The following is a 13321-nucleotide window of genomic DNA, read 5'->3' on the forward strand; positions in this document are numbered from 1 at the left end:
GGACAGGATTGTCCCTCTATGTCCACGATCGTCAGCATGCGTAGCTTCCATGCGTCTTCGATCGGCGTCGCCGCTGTCGCGGCCCTCGCCCTCCCCCTGGCGGCCACGACACCCGTAGCGGCGTCGGGTTCCGCGCCGCCGCCCGCCGCGGAACTGGCCGGCTCCACCCAGTCGCTGCCTCTGGAGCCGCTGCCCGGCACGGACCGCGCGGCGGACGGCACGTCCCAAGAGGGCCTGGCCCAGCGGGAAGTACGGCCGTTCTCGCTGGTCGGCGTGGTCTGGGACAACGCGGACGACGAACTGCACGGCAGCGTCCAGGTCCGCACCCGGGGCCGCGCGGCCGGCACCTGGTCCGCCTGGCAGGACCTGGAGACCCACAACCACGACCATGCCGCCGACCCCGACACCCCCGAGGCCGCGCGCCCCCTGCACGGCTCGACCGCGCCGCTGTGGGTCGGCGACTCGGACGCCGTCGAGGCACGCGTACGCGCCGAGGGCGAACCGCTTCCCGAGGGGCTGCACCTGGACCTCGTCGACCCGGGCGCCGACCCCGACGAGCAGGACGCGGGCGAGGGCACCCGCGAGACCCGGGTCCCCGATGTGCTGCCCGCGCTCGACGAGCCCGCGGGTCAGGACGAGGCCGAGGCCGCCGAGGCCGCCGAGGCCTCGGAGGTGGCGGGGTCCCCTGCCGAGGCCCGCCCGTATGTCGGGAAGCGGCCGCGCATCATCACGCGCAAGGGCTGGGGCGCCGACGAGCGGATGCGCGAGAGCGGGTTCATCTACACCAAGAGCGTCAAGGTCGCCTTCGTCCACCACACCGGGACCGGCAACGCATACAGCTGTGCCCAGGCGCCCTCCGTCCTCCGCGGTATCTACCGCTACCACGTCAAGAGCAACGGCTGGCGGGACATCGGCTACAACTTCGCCGTCGACAAGTGCGGAAACATCTACGAAGGCCGTGCCGGGGGTGTGGCCAAGGCCGTCATGGGCGCGCACACTCTCGGTTTCAACACCAACAGCATGGGCATCGCGCTCCTTGGCACCTACAACAACACGAACCCGTCCGCCGCCGCGCTCAAGGCCATCGAGCAGCTCTCGGCCTGGAAGCTCGGGCTGTACGGAGTGAACCCGAAGGGCAAGAGCACGCTCGTCTCCGCCGGCGGCAATCGCTACAAGAAGGGGACAAGCGTCAAGCTCAACGCCATCTCCGGTCACCGCGACGGATTCGCCACCGACTGCCCGGGGACGCGCCTGTACGGCAGGCTCGGTGCGGCCCGGGTCGCCGCGGCCCACTACCAGGGCCGGCGCTGACCGGGCGGCATGAGCATCCGGACAGTCTGCATACACTGGCCGGCCGGGAGTTCCGCCCGAACGTGACGGAATCCGAAGGCCGGCCCCAGCAGGAAGCAGAGACGACAGGTGACAGAAGCGATCCTCCTGGTCGGCGGCAAGGGCACGAGGCTGCGCCCGCTCACGGTGAACACACCCAAGCCGATGGTTCCGGCGGCCGGCGTCCCCTTCCTCACCCACCAGCTGGCCCGGGCCCACGCGGCGGGCGTCGACCACATCGTCCTGGCCACCTCCTACCTGGCCGAGGTGTTCGAGCCGTACTTCGGCGACGGCTCCTCGCTCGGCCTCAGCATCGAGTACGTCACGGAGGACGAGCCGCTGGGAACGGGCGGCGCCATCCGCAACGTGGCGTCCCGTCTCCGTTCGGGCCCCGACGACCCGGTCCTGATCTTCAACGGCGACATCCTGACCGGCCTGGACATCAAGGCCCTCGTGGACACCCACAACACCTCCGGCGCGGACGTCTCCCTGCACCTGACCCGGGTCGACGACCCGAGGGCGTTCGGCCTGGTCCCCACGGACCCGACCGGGCGGGTGACGGCGTTCCTGGAGAAGCCCCAGACGCCGGAGGAAATCGTCACGGACCAGATCAACGCGGGGGCGTACGTGTTCCGCCGCTCGGTGATCGACGACATCCCGGCAGGCCGCCCGGTCTCGGTGGAGCGCGAGACGTTCCCGGGGTTGCTGGCGGAAGGCGCCCACCTCCAGGGAATGGTGGATTCAACCTACTGGCTGGACCTGGGCACCCCGCAGGCCTTCGTCCGCGGCTCGGCGGACCTGGTCCTGGGCCGCGCCCCCTCCCCGGCCGTACCGGGCCGCTGCGGCGACCGCCTCGTCCTCCCCACGGCGGAGGTGGCCCCCGACGCGAAGCTGACGGGCGGCACGGTGGTGGGCCACGGTGCGGTGGTGGGCGAGGGCGCGCGGATCACGGGCAGCACGATCCTGTCGGACGCGGTGGTCGAAGCGGGCGCGGTGATCACGGACTCGCTGGTCGGAGCGGGTGCGCGCATCGGCGCGCGGACGATCCTGGCGGGGGCGGTCGTGGGTGACGGCGCGAGGGTGGGCCCGGACAACGAGCTCCGCGAGGGGGTACGGGTGTGGTGCGGGGCGGTGCTGCCGGCGGGGTCGGTGCGCTTCTCCTCGGACCAGTAGCTCCGCCTCAACCCTGCTCCTCATACGCCGGAGGGGCTTAGGGGGTGGCGGTTTCGGCTGGCGGGCCGGTGGGGGCTGATCGCGCAGTTCCCCGCGCCCCTGGCAGGGCTGAACTTGGGCAGAGTGCTCATGCAGGCATTCCTGGCCGTCAGGCGATCACGGACGTCAGCCCCCTCCAGCCCGTCATGGGGGTCCCCCCTGGCCCTTGAGGCCTTGGGGGAGTTCGAGGACGAGCGCCCTTCAGGCGCGAACGGGGTCTGGGGCGGAGCCCCAGGAGTCCAGTTCAGCCCATCCACACCCCCGGAGGCCCCGCGGCGGAGCCGCACAGTGTCACAGCGGGGAGGGGCGGGGTGGGGAAGTAAAAGCCGCGTACCCTCGAAGGGCAGCCCACCCTCCGAGGAACCCCCGTGGCAGGACGATTCACTCCCCGCACACCCAGCCGCCGCCCCGTCCCCGCCCCCCGCGCGGCAGGGCGGACCCGGACGTGGGCCCCGGCGGAGGGCCCCCTCGACCTCGCCCTGACGCTCGGCCCCCTCAGACGCGGCCCCGCGGACCCCACCTACCGCACCACCCCCGACGGAGCGGTATGGCGCACATCGAGGACCCCCGCCGGTCCCGCCACCCTGCGCGTGACCGCCGCGAACGACACCGCGCACGCCGAAGCGTGGGGCGAGGGCGCGGAGTGGATGCTGGACCAACTCCCCGCACTGCTGGGCGAGTTGGACGACCCGGGGGCCTTCGCGCCCCGCCACCGCCTCGTGGCCGAGGCACACCGCAGGCGCCCCGGCCTGCGCCTCGGCCGTACCGGACTGGTCCTCGAATCCCTGATCCCCTCCGTCCTGGAACAGAAGGTCACCACCACCGAGGCCTACCGCGCCTGGCGGCTGCTCGTCCGCAAGTACGGCGAGCCCGCCCCCGGCGCCCCCGACGGGATGTACGTCATGCCCGACGCCAGGACGTGGGCGCTGATCCCGTCCTGGGAGTGGCACCGTGCCGGTGTCGACTCCAAGCGCTCGGACACCGTCATGCGCGCGGTCAGGGTGGCCCGCCGCATGGAAGAGGCGGCCGCCATGGACCCGGAGAAGGCCGCCGAGCGGCTCCAGGTCATCCCCGGCATCGGCCCGTGGACCGCCGCCGAAACGCTCCAACGGGCCATCGGCGCAGCCGATTTGGTGACCGTCGGCGACCTCCATCTGCCCGGAATCATCGGCCACGCCCTCGCGGGCAACCGGAACGCCGACGACGCCGAGATGCTGGCCCTGCTCGAACCGTACGCGGGCCAGCGCCACCGGGCCGCCCGTCTGATCCTGCTCAGCGGCCGCACCCCGGAGCGCCGGGCCCCGCGCATGGAGCCCCGCGACATCGCCCCGCTGTAGGCGAGTTGAGCGAAGGGGACCGGTTCAGCGGACCTCTATGAACGCCGACGCCTCCCGCTCCGGCCGCTGCCTCGGCGGCTCCGCCGCGTGGCCCACCGCCACCGCCCCCATCGGGTCCCAGTGGGCGGGCAGGCCGAGGGTGTCGCGTACGACGTCGCGGCAGAACATCGTCGAGGACACCCACGCCGAGCCGAGCCGCTCGCCCGCGAGGGCCACCAGGAAGTTCTGGACGCCCGCGCCCGCCGCGACCACGAACATCTCGCGCTCGGCGCCGTCGCGGCGGGCATCGCCGTAGGAGTGCGAGCCGTCCATCACCAGGCAGGGCACCACCAAGTACGGCGCGGCGCGCAGGACTTCGCCCCGGGCGACCCGCTTGGCGATCGACTCCTCGGACCTGCCGTCGCGGCGCAGGTCCTCGATCCAGGCGTCCCGCATCGCGTCGAGCAGCCGCGTGCGCGACTCCTCGGATTCGAGCAGCACGAAGCGCCAGGGCGTCGTGTGGTGCGGGGCAGGCGCGGTGACCGCCGCCGCCACCGCCCGCCGTACCGCGCCCGGGTCGACGGGCTCGGCCGTGAAGGCCCGTACCGTACGCCGCTGGGTGACCGCCTCCCGTACCGCCTCCGAGGTGCCGAGGCGGAACATGTCGTCGACGGAGGCGCGGACCATCTCGCGGGCCGAGCCCTCGCCCAGGATGTGGCCGAGCCCGCGGACCACGGCGACCGGTAGCCCGCCTGCCTTGCCCTTGACCAGGTCGCCCGCGGCGGCCAGCTCGTCGGCGAGCGAGATCACGGTCGCGTTCAGCGGGTTGCCGTGCGCGTCCGTGCCGCCGCGCAGATCGTCCAGGACGCGTACGCCACTGGCGCCGATCGCCACGTCGGTGAGCCCGTTGCGCCACGGCCGTCCGAAGGTGTCCGTGACGATCACGCCGACCTCGACGCCGAGCGCGTCGCGCAGCCCGGCGCGGATAGCGGCCGCCGAGGCGTCCGGGTCCTCGGGCAGCAACAGGACTGTCCCGGCAGGGGTGTTGGAGGCGTCGACGCCCGCCGCGGCCATGATCAGGCCCTGCCGGTTCTCGACTATGCGCAGGGTGCCGCGCCGGGCCACCACCCGTACCGTCTCGGCGTCTATGGCCGCCTCGCGGTCGGCGGCCTCGGTGATGCGGCCCTCCGCCTTGGAGACGATCTTCGAGGTGACGAGCAGGATGTCGCCGTCGGCGAGCTCGGGCTCGGCCGCCGCGATCAGCTTCGCGAGGTCGTCACCGGCCCGCACCTCGGGAAGACCCGGCAGCGCCCACACCCGGAAGGAAGGGTTCACGCGCGGACCTCCTCCGCCAGCGTGAGGGCCTCGCGGGCCATCGCCGCCGTCGCGTCCAGGTCCGTCATCATCAGCGGCACGGCCCGGCAGCGGATGCCCGCCTCCTCGATCCGCGCGACCGATCCGGCGTCCACGCTGTCGACCAGCCAGCCGTCGAGCAGCCCCGAGCCGTAGTGCTCGGCGACCGCCGCCGCAGTGGACTCCACACCGACCGCCGCGAGCACCTTGTCGGCCATGCCGCGCACCGGGGCGTCGCCCACGATGGGGGAGAGGCCGACCACGGGCACGCCCGCCTCGGCGATCGCCTCGCGGATGCCGGGCACGGCCAGGATCGTGCCGACCGAGACGACCGGGTTGGACGGCGGGAACAGGATCACGTCGGCCGCGGCGATCGCGTCGAGGACGCCGGGCGCGGGCTTGGCCTGCTCGGCGCCGACCGGCACGACGGCCTGCGCGTCCACGGAGGCCCGCAGCTTCACCCAGTACTCCTGGAAGTGGACGGCCTTGCGCTCGCCGTCCATGTCGATGGCCACATGGGTCTCCACGCGGTCGTCGGACATCGGGATGAGCCGGACGCCGGGCTGCCAGCGGGCGCACAGCGCCTCGGTGACGGCGCTCAGCGGATAGCCCGCGCCGAGCATCTGCGTACGGACGATGTGGGTCGCGAAGTCGCGGTCGCCGAGCCCGAACCACTCGGGCCCCACCCCGTACGCGGCGAGCTCCTCCTTCACGGTGAAGGACTCGTCGGTACGTCCCCAGCCCTGCTCCTCGTTGATGCCACCGCCCAGGGTGTACATCACGGTGTCGAGGTCGGGGCAGACCTTCAGGCCGAACAGATGGATGTCGTCACCGGTGTTGCCGATGACGGTGATGTCCGCGTCGGGGGCGGCGGACTTCAGACCACGGAGGAAGCGGGCACCACCGATGCCGCCTGCCAGAACCACAATGCGCATGCCGACAGTCTGTCAGGCGGAGCCTGATCCTTTGAGGGGCGGTGGTGGGGAGTGGGGGCCTCCCCCGCTCGCTGAGAGCTTGGGGAAGGGAGGGCGTGTCAGGCGGGTACGACATCCTGGGTCGCCGGGGAGGAGCTCTGGCTCGCATGCATCGGCATGTCGGTGAGGCCCGGGTAGTAGACGTGCAGGCTGACGGCCGGCTCCAGGGAGTCGTTGACGACGTCGTGCACATAGCCCGGCGCGAAGACCCGCTGGGATCCGGCGCCCAGGTTCCGTACGCCGCGCTCGGTGCGCTCGGTCAGCTCGCCGGCCAGGACGGTCAGCACGCCCGAGGACGCGCCGTGGTCGTGCGCGCCGCTGCCCTGGCCGGGCACCCAGGACAGGAGCCAGACCTCGTAGCCGGGCCCGGTGCGCAGGCGGTGGTACCAGCGGGAGACCGCGTCGTACTGGACGAGGTGGGCCCACTGGGAGCGGTCGGCGGCGATCGAGCGGGCGAGTCCGGCGAACTCGGCGACGGTGGCGGGGTGCTCGCGGGCGGGCTGCAGGAGGTGCTGGACCTCGAGGATGTCGCCGGCGATCTGGAGGTCGCTGTGGCTGCTGTTCATGGTGCGGGGGTTCCTCGGCAGAAGTGCTGGGGTGTCGCAGATGAGGTGTCTCGCTGAGACGGCGGCCGCCCGGAGCGGACGCGTGGCGTCTCAGGGGAGGCGGGGGGAGAAGCTGGATCGCACGTGGCGCAGGGGGTGCGGGATCAACAGCTGGAACAGCAACAGCGTGCCTGGACAGCGCTGCGGAACCCACGGGTGTGGGTCGCTCGGTGCGCTGCGGTCACTGACATGCGGTCCAGGAGAACGGGTCGGTGGGTGTGTTGTCAACCCAATGACCGATTTGGCGGCAATGTTTCACCTCATCCGGTTACTGGAGCCGGAGAAAGGTTTGTGCAGTCGCGGGGCCGGAGATGTGGCGCAGTAACTGTGCAACCAAACGCCGTTGCCTTCTCGTGATCCGAATGTGATCCGGGCCGCTTTCCGGGTACGGGCGCAACAAGATCAACACTCGGCTCGTCCTCCTCTGCAGTCGCAGTCGAGCGGGGGTCGAGCGAACCGGTGAGGAGGGGTGTCGGTGTGGCGCAGTGGCGGGTGTCACCTTTTAACCGATTTGAACACTTTCCGCATGGCCTTGGTTCCGCAGAGTGAATACGGGGCCCAATAGCAGATCTCGGCTTGACTGGCCCGGATCCACGCACTTGTAATTTCACTCGTGTCGTTCAGCCGGATTCGGTAACGGCAACATCACGGGGCAGCAAAAGACAGACGAGGGGCGCACATGACCGAGCTGTTTCAGGAACTGCTGGTCGACGAGGCCGAAGAGGAGCTCGGCTGGCAGGAACGGGCACTCTGCGCCCAGACCGACCCCGAATCCTTCTTCCCCGAAAAGGGCGGCTCCACCAGGGAGGCCAAAAAGGTCTGCCTCGCCTGCGAAGTGCGCTCCGAATGCCTTGAGTACGCCCTCGCCAACGACGAGCGGTTCGGTATCTGGGGCGGCCTGTCCGAGCGAGAGCGCCGCCGCCTGAAGAAGGCCGCCGTCTGAACTCCTCGGGAAGGGCCGTCAAGAAGCGCCCTCGGGAACGCCGCCGTCTGACCCCCGGCGGCCACCCTCGGGGGGCCCAAACCGCCCAACTCCGTACACAACCAACGGTCCGTCCCCTGCGCCCCGTCCGCAGGCGGCGGACCGTTTGTGTGGCAGCCGTTAGTGTGGGGCGCTGTCCACGGCACTCCGGTCACGTCAGAGCCCGTCTCGCAACACCGGCCGCGCCGACCGCAGTCAGCACAGCAGCCTTCCGGGGCGGAGGGGCCCGTACCTCGATGTCCGTGCACAGCCAGTCGACGGCCCCGTACGAGGCGGCCGCGACTCCCGAGTTCCCCCGACATGTCGTCACCGCCGTGGTCGTCTCGCACGACGGCGCACGCTGGCTCCCCGACGTCCTGGCCGGACTCCTCGGCCAGGAACGCCCTGTACAGAACGCATACGCCGCCGACACCGGCAGCGCCGACGACTCCGCCCGCCTGGTCACCGAGGCCCTCGGCGCCGAACGCGTCCTGCACCTCGCCCGCCGCACCGGATTCGGCGCCGCCGTCGAGGAGGCCGCCCGCACCGCACCCGTGCTCGGCCCCGAGGAACTGCCCTATCTGAAGCGCCCCAGCGGCTGGGACCCGGTCTCGCGCACCTGGCGCGACGACAGCTACGACCTGCCCGAACTCCCGCACGGCGAGCCCGTGCAGTGGCTCTGGCTGCTCCACGACGACTGCGCGCCCGAGCCCGAGGCGCTCGCCGAACTGCTGCGCGTCGCCGACTCCAACCCCTACGCCGCGATCATCGGTCCCAAACTCCGCGGCTGGTACGACCGCAAGCAACTCCTCGAAGTGGGCGTCTCCATCGCCCACAGCGGGCGCCGCTGGACGGGCCTCGACCGGCGCGAACAGGACCAGGGCCAGCACGACCAGGTCCGCCCCGTCCTCTCCGTGTCGTCCGCGGGCATGCTGATCCGCCGCGACGTGTGGGACGAGCTCGGCGGCTTCGACCGCAGGCTGCCCCTCATGCGCGACGACGTCGATCTGTGCTGGCGCGCCCACGCCGCGGGCCACACCGTCCTCGTCGCCCCCGACGCCGCGGTCCGCCACGCCGAGGCCGCCGCCCGCGAGCGCCGCACCGTCGACTGCGCGGGCCGCTCGGTCGTCAACCCGCACCGGGTCGACAAGGCGGGCGCCGTCTACACCATGCTCGTCAACTCCCGTCCCGTACTGCTCCCTTACGTGCTGCTCCGCATCGTGATCGGCACGCTCCTGCGCACCGTCGCCTACCTCGTCGGCAAGGTGCCGGGGCAGGCCGTCGACGAGGTCATGGGCCTCTTCGGCACCCTGCTGCGGCCGGGCAGGATCGTCGCCGGACGCAAGCGGCGCGGCAAGAGCGGCGTCGAGGCGAGCGAGCTGCGCCCGCTGTTCCCGCCGCCCGGCGCCACCATCCGCGCCACCGTCGAATCCGTGGCCGGCAGCCTCGGCGCGGGCACCGAGGACACCGGCGGCTCCCGGCACGGCGCCGTCGAATCCGGACCCGGCGGCGACGACGCCGACTTCCTGGAGATCGAGCAGTTCGCCCGTCTCAAGAAGATCGCCCGCAAACCGGCGCCGGTCCTCTTCGCGCTCCTCCTGCTGGTCTCCCTCGTCGCGTGCCGCGATCTGCTCGGCGGCGGCACCCTCATGGGCGGCGCCCTGCTGCCCGCCCCCGACCACATCGGCAGCCTGTGGGGCCGCTACGCCGACGCCTGGCATCCCATCGGCGCCGGCGGCACCCAGACCGCGCCGCCCTACCTCGCGATCATCGCCGTCCTGTCCGCGCTGTGCTTCGGCTCGACCGGCTTCGCGCTGACCCTGCTCCTGGTCTGCTCGGTCCCGCTGGCCGGGCTCACCGCGTACTTCGCCTCGCGCCCGCTCGTCGCATCCCGCCAGCTGCGCGCCTGGGCGGCCATCGCCTACGCCTTCCTGCCCGCCGCCACCGGCGCGCTCGCCGCGGGCCGGCTCGGCACCGCCGTCCTCGCGATCCTGCTGCCGCTGATCGGCCGGGCCGGGGTGTCCGCCGCCGGGTTCCGCGACGACGGCGCCCGCGGCAGCTGGCGCGCCACCTGGACGTACGCGCTGCTCCTGACCATCGCTACGGCGTTCACGCCGGTCGTGTGGCCGGTCGCGGTGCTGCTCGGCATCGGCGTGCTCGCCCTGCGCCGGGGCGACCTCGGGGCGTACGGCCTGCGGTTCCTGGCCGCCGTCGGCACCCCGCTCCTGATGCTCGCGCCCTGGTCGCTGACCCTGGTCACCGGCCCGTCCGGCTTCCTCGGGGAAGCGGGCCTGGAGTACGGCGACGGCTCGGCCGGCGCGCTCGACCTGCTCGGGGCAAGCCCCGGCGGGCCCAAGACCATCGGCGGGCTGCTGCTCATCGGCTTCGTCGGGGCCGCGCTCGCCGCCCTGCTCCGCTCGGAGCGCACCTTCGCGATCCGCACCGCCTGGGCCGTCGCGCTCACCGGCTTCCTCTTCGCGGCCCTGTCGAACCACAGCGCCTGGGCGGGCCCCGCGACCCTCGTGTACGGGCTCGCGCTGCTCGCCGCCGGGGCGCTCGGCGCCGAGAACGGCCGGACCCGGGTCGCCGGGCACGGCTTCGGCTGGCGCCAGCCGGTCGCGGCGCTGATCGCACTCGCGGCCGCCCTCGGGCCCGTGTACTCCGCCGCGAACTGGATGATCGGCGGCGCCGCGGGCCCGCTGGAGCGCCGCAACCCCGTGCAGGTGCCGGCGTTCGTCGCCGAGGAGAGCGGCACCCGCGACCAGGCCCGCACCCTGGTGCTCGGCGGCACCTCGCCCGCCAAGGTCGCGTACACGCTGGTGAGGGGCTCGGGCGCACAGCTCGGCGACGCCGAACTCGCCGCGTCCGGCGGCGCCGACGCCGGGCTCGGCAAGGTCGTCTCCAACCTCGTCGCGGGCTCCGGCGCCGACCAGTCGACGCAGCTCAGCGGCTACGCCGTGCGCTATGTGCTGGTCCGCGACGGCGCGCCCCGCTCCTTCGCGCGCACCCTCGACTCGACGCCCGGCCTCAGCCGCCTCAGCCAGCTCGACGGCAGCGCGCTGTGGCGGGTCGACCGCCAGGTCGCCCGCGCCGTGATCGTCCCGGCCAAGGGCGGCGAGAGCCTGCCCGTGGCCGCCGACCCCGTCGACATCCACACGAAGATCCCGGCGGACCAGGCGGGCGGCGTCCTGCGCATCGCCGACAAGGCCGCCCCCGGCTGGACCGCCACCCTCGACGGCAAGGCGCTCAAGAAGACCACCGTCGACGGCTGGGCCCAGGGCTTCGAACTCCCCGCCGGCGGGGGCACGTTGGACGTCACCTATGACGCCCCCTTCACCCACACCGCCTGGATCTGGCTGCAAGCCGCGCTCGCCCTCGTCCTGCTGGTGCTCGCCCTGCCGGGCCGCCGCCGCGAGATCGACGACGACCTGCCCGAGGCCGAGGAGGCGCTGGCGGCCGTTCCCGCGCAGCCCGTCGCGGGCGAGGGCCGCCGGGCCCGCAGGCTCCGCGCCCAGGCCGAGGCCGAGGCCCCCGGCGAGGCCCCGGGCGCCGGACAGCCCGCCGAGCAGCCCGGGATCCCGCAGCAGCCGGCGTACGACGAGTGGGACGCGGCGCAGTACGCCACCGCCTCCCCGGCCACTGACCCCGCCCAGCACGATCAGCAGGCACAGCAGCAGTACGACCCGTACCAGCAGCAGTACCCCGGCTACCAGCAGTACCCCGACGGCCAGTACGCCCAGGTCCCGTACCCCGAGCAGCACTACCCCGAGACCCCGTACCCCCAAGTCCCGGACGCCGACGGCCAGTTCGGCCATAGCCAGTACGCCGACGGGCAGGGGCAGCAGCCGTACGACCCCTACCAGCAGCAGGCGCAGGGCCAGCCGCTGCCGCCGGACGGGAGCTACGACCCCTACGGCTACGGATACCCGCCCGAGCAGCCCGAGCAGCAGCCGCACCGCCCCGACGGGAGCCAGCAGTGAAGCGCACCACCCTCTCCCTCGCCGCGGGGGCGGTCGCCCTCGCAGCGCTCACCGGCTTCGCCTCGCTCACCGCGCCCAGCGGCTCCGCCGACACCGGCGCCAAGTCCCCGGCCCGGCTGCCCGTCGAACGCTCCAGCCTGCTGTGCCCGGCGCCCAGCACCTCCGACCTGGCCCAGACGACGTACACCGCGTTCACCCCGAAGGGCGCCGCGGGCGGCCCGCAGGGCAAGCCGGGCACGGCCGTGCTGAACCCGGCGGTGCCGCCGCCCGCCGACACCGGCGCACCCTCGCCCACCGCCTCGACCGACAAGGCGAAGGACGGCAAGGGCAAGGACGGCAAGGGCAAGAAGCCGGCCGACAAGCCCGCCTCCGACAAGCCGGTCATCGCCCTGAAGGAGCCCGGCAAGCCGGCCGCCGCCACCGCGTCCGGCGCCGACGCGCCCGCCCTCACCGGCTCCGCCGACGGCCTGCTCGCCCCGGGCTGGGCAGCCCAGCAGACCACCCAGATCACCGGCGGCGCCGGGCGCGCCCTGCTCGGCACCAGCTGCACCGCGCCGGACGCCGACTTCTGGTTCCCCGGTGCGTCCACGGCCAAGGACCGCCAGGACTACGTCCACCTGACCAACCCGGACGACACCGCGGCCGTCGCCGACATCGAGCTCTTCGGCAAGGACGGTCCCATCAAGGCCGACATCGGCGAGGGCATCACGATCCCCGCCAAGTCGAGCGTCCCCGTTCTCCTCTCCACGCTGACCGGCACGGTGGCCGACGATCTGACGGTGCATGTCTCCACCCGCGCCGGCCGCGTCGGCGCGGTGGTGCAGGCCACGGACGCGAAGGCGGGCGCGGACTGGCTGCCCGCGTCGGCGGACGCGGCCGCCTCCCAGGTGCTTGCGGGCATCCCGGGCGACGCCACCGACGTACGCCTGATCGTGCACGCCAAGGGCGCGGACGACGCGGACCTCAAGGTGAAGCTCATGGGCAAGGGGGGCAGCTTCACACCGGCGGGGCTGGACACCGTCCACGTGAAATCGGGGATGACGGCGTCCTTTGATTTGAAGAACGTCACGAGGGGCGAGACGGGTTCCCTTCTGCTCACCCCGGATTCGGACGGCAGCACTCCGGTCGTCGCGGCGCTGCGCGTGGTCCGCGGCACCGGCGACAAGCAGGAGATCGCCTTCATCCCGGCGACCAACCCGGTCGGCACCCGCTCGACGGTCACCGACAACCGAGACAAGGCCGCCACGCTCGCGCTGACGGCGCCGGGCGCCAAGGACGCCACGGTGAAGGTCACCTCCTCCGCGGGCACCGAGGCGGGCGAGCCGCAGTCCAAGACGTACACCGTGAAGGCCGGCACCACCCTCGCCGTCGACCCGCCGGTCCCCCCGGGCCTCAAGGGCTCGTACGCGCTGACCGTCGAGCCCGATCCGAACGGCGGGCCCGTCTACGCCTCGCGCACGCTGGCGATCACGCAGGACGGGGTCCCGATGTTCACGGTGCAGACGCTGGCCGACGACAAGGGCACGGTCGCCGTGCCGGCCGCCTCCCAGGACCTCTCGGTCCTGGAGAAGTAGGCCCTGAGAAAGAAGAG

At 72.9% G+C, this 13321-nt stretch carries 9 protein-coding genes; 6 read left to right on the forward strand and 3 right to left on the reverse strand.

All coding sequences use genetic code 11. The annotated features are described in order from the left end of the window. The first annotated feature begins 36 nt into the window (after positions 1 to 36). The 3 genes from ABD346_RS21170 (at position 37) to ABD346_RS21180 (ending at position 3878) form a co-directional block, all read left to right on the forward strand. Positions 37 to 1311: a peptidoglycan recognition protein family protein gene (locus ABD346_RS21170; protein WP_344376815.1), complete on the forward strand. Its 1275-nt coding sequence runs from the start codon at positions 37 to 39 to the stop codon at positions 1309 to 1311. A gap of 108 nt (positions 1312 to 1419) precedes the next feature. Continuing rightward, positions 1420 to 2502, forward strand: a complete 1083-nt coding sequence (manB, locus tag ABD346_RS21175; RefSeq protein WP_344376816.1) for a mannose-1-phosphate guanylyltransferase — start codon at positions 1420 to 1422, stop codon at positions 2500 to 2502. A 407-nt stretch (positions 2503 to 2909) separates the two neighbouring features. Then, a complete protein-coding gene (locus ABD346_RS21180; RefSeq protein WP_344376817.1) occupies positions 2910 to 3878 on the forward strand; it encodes a DNA-3-methyladenine glycosylase family protein in 969 nt (322 codons plus the stop codon). A 24-nt stretch (positions 3879 to 3902) separates the two neighbouring features. On the opposite strand, the gene ABD346_RS21185 is transcribed toward ABD346_RS21180, so the two are convergent. From ABD346_RS21185 to ABD346_RS21195, 3 genes are all read right to left on the reverse strand, one after another. Next, a complete protein-coding gene (locus tag ABD346_RS21185) occupies positions 3903 to 5192 on the reverse strand; it encodes a coenzyme F420-0:L-glutamate ligase (RefSeq protein WP_344376819.1) in 1290 nt (429 codons plus the stop codon). Further along, on the reverse strand, positions 5189 to 6145 hold the full coding sequence (gene cofD, locus ABD346_RS21190; RefSeq protein WP_344376820.1) for a 2-phospho-L-lactate transferase: 957 nt from the start codon (positions 6143 to 6145) through the stop codon (positions 5189 to 5191). The genes ABD346_RS21185 and cofD overlap by 4 nt, the downstream gene beginning before the upstream one ends. A gap of 98 nt (positions 6146 to 6243) precedes the next feature. Beyond that, complete coding sequence (locus tag ABD346_RS21195; protein ID WP_344376821.1) at positions 6244 to 6750, reverse strand: cysteine dioxygenase; 507 nt, start codon at positions 6748 to 6750, stop codon at positions 6244 to 6246. A 718-nt stretch (positions 6751 to 7468) separates the two neighbouring features. On the opposite strand from ABD346_RS21195, the gene ABD346_RS21200 reads away from it, so the two are divergent. The 3 genes from ABD346_RS21200 (at position 7469) to ABD346_RS21210 (ending at position 13304) form a co-directional block, all read left to right on the forward strand. After that, on the forward strand, positions 7469 to 7732 hold the full coding sequence (locus tag ABD346_RS21200; protein WP_053723761.1) for a WhiB family transcriptional regulator: 264 nt from the start codon (positions 7469 to 7471) through the stop codon (positions 7730 to 7732). A gap of 275 nt (positions 7733 to 8007) precedes the next feature. Then, complete coding sequence (locus ABD346_RS21205) at positions 8008 to 11730, forward strand: glycosyltransferase family 2 protein (RefSeq protein ID WP_344376823.1); 3723 nt, start codon at positions 8008 to 8010, stop codon at positions 11728 to 11730. Then, positions 11727 to 13304, forward strand: coding sequence for a DUF5719 family protein (locus ABD346_RS21210; RefSeq protein WP_344376825.1), 1578 nt, complete (start codon positions 11727 to 11729; stop codon positions 13302 to 13304). Before ABD346_RS21205 ends, ABD346_RS21210 begins: the two co-directional genes overlap by 4 nt. Positions 13305 to 13321 lie beyond the last annotated feature (17 nt).

The organism is Streptomyces mauvecolor (assembly GCF_039532965.1).
Classification (GTDB): domain Bacteria; phylum Actinomycetota; class Actinomycetes; order Streptomycetales; family Streptomycetaceae; genus Streptomyces; species Streptomyces violascens.

Excerpts from the sequence above, each read along its gene's own strand:
- cofD (WP_344376820.1), bottom strand. The coding sequence starts at position 6,145 with ATGCGCATTGTGGTTCTGGCAGGCGGCATCGGTGGTGCCCGCTTCCTC.
- ABD346_RS21170 (WP_344376815.1), top strand. The coding sequence starts at position 37 with ATGCGTAGCTTCCATGCGTCTTCGATCGGCGTCGCCGCTGTCGCGGCC.
- ABD346_RS21200 (WP_053723761.1), top strand. The coding sequence starts at position 7,469 with ATGACCGAGCTGTTTCAGGAACTGCTGGTCGACGAGGCCGAAGAGGAG.
- ABD346_RS21205 (WP_344376823.1), top strand. The coding sequence starts at position 8,008 with ATGTCCGTGCACAGCCAGTCGACGGCCCCGTACGAGGCGGCCGCGACT.
- ABD346_RS21195 (WP_344376821.1), bottom strand. The coding sequence starts at position 6,750 with ATGAACAGCAGCCACAGCGACCTCCAGATCGCCGGCGACATCCTCGAG.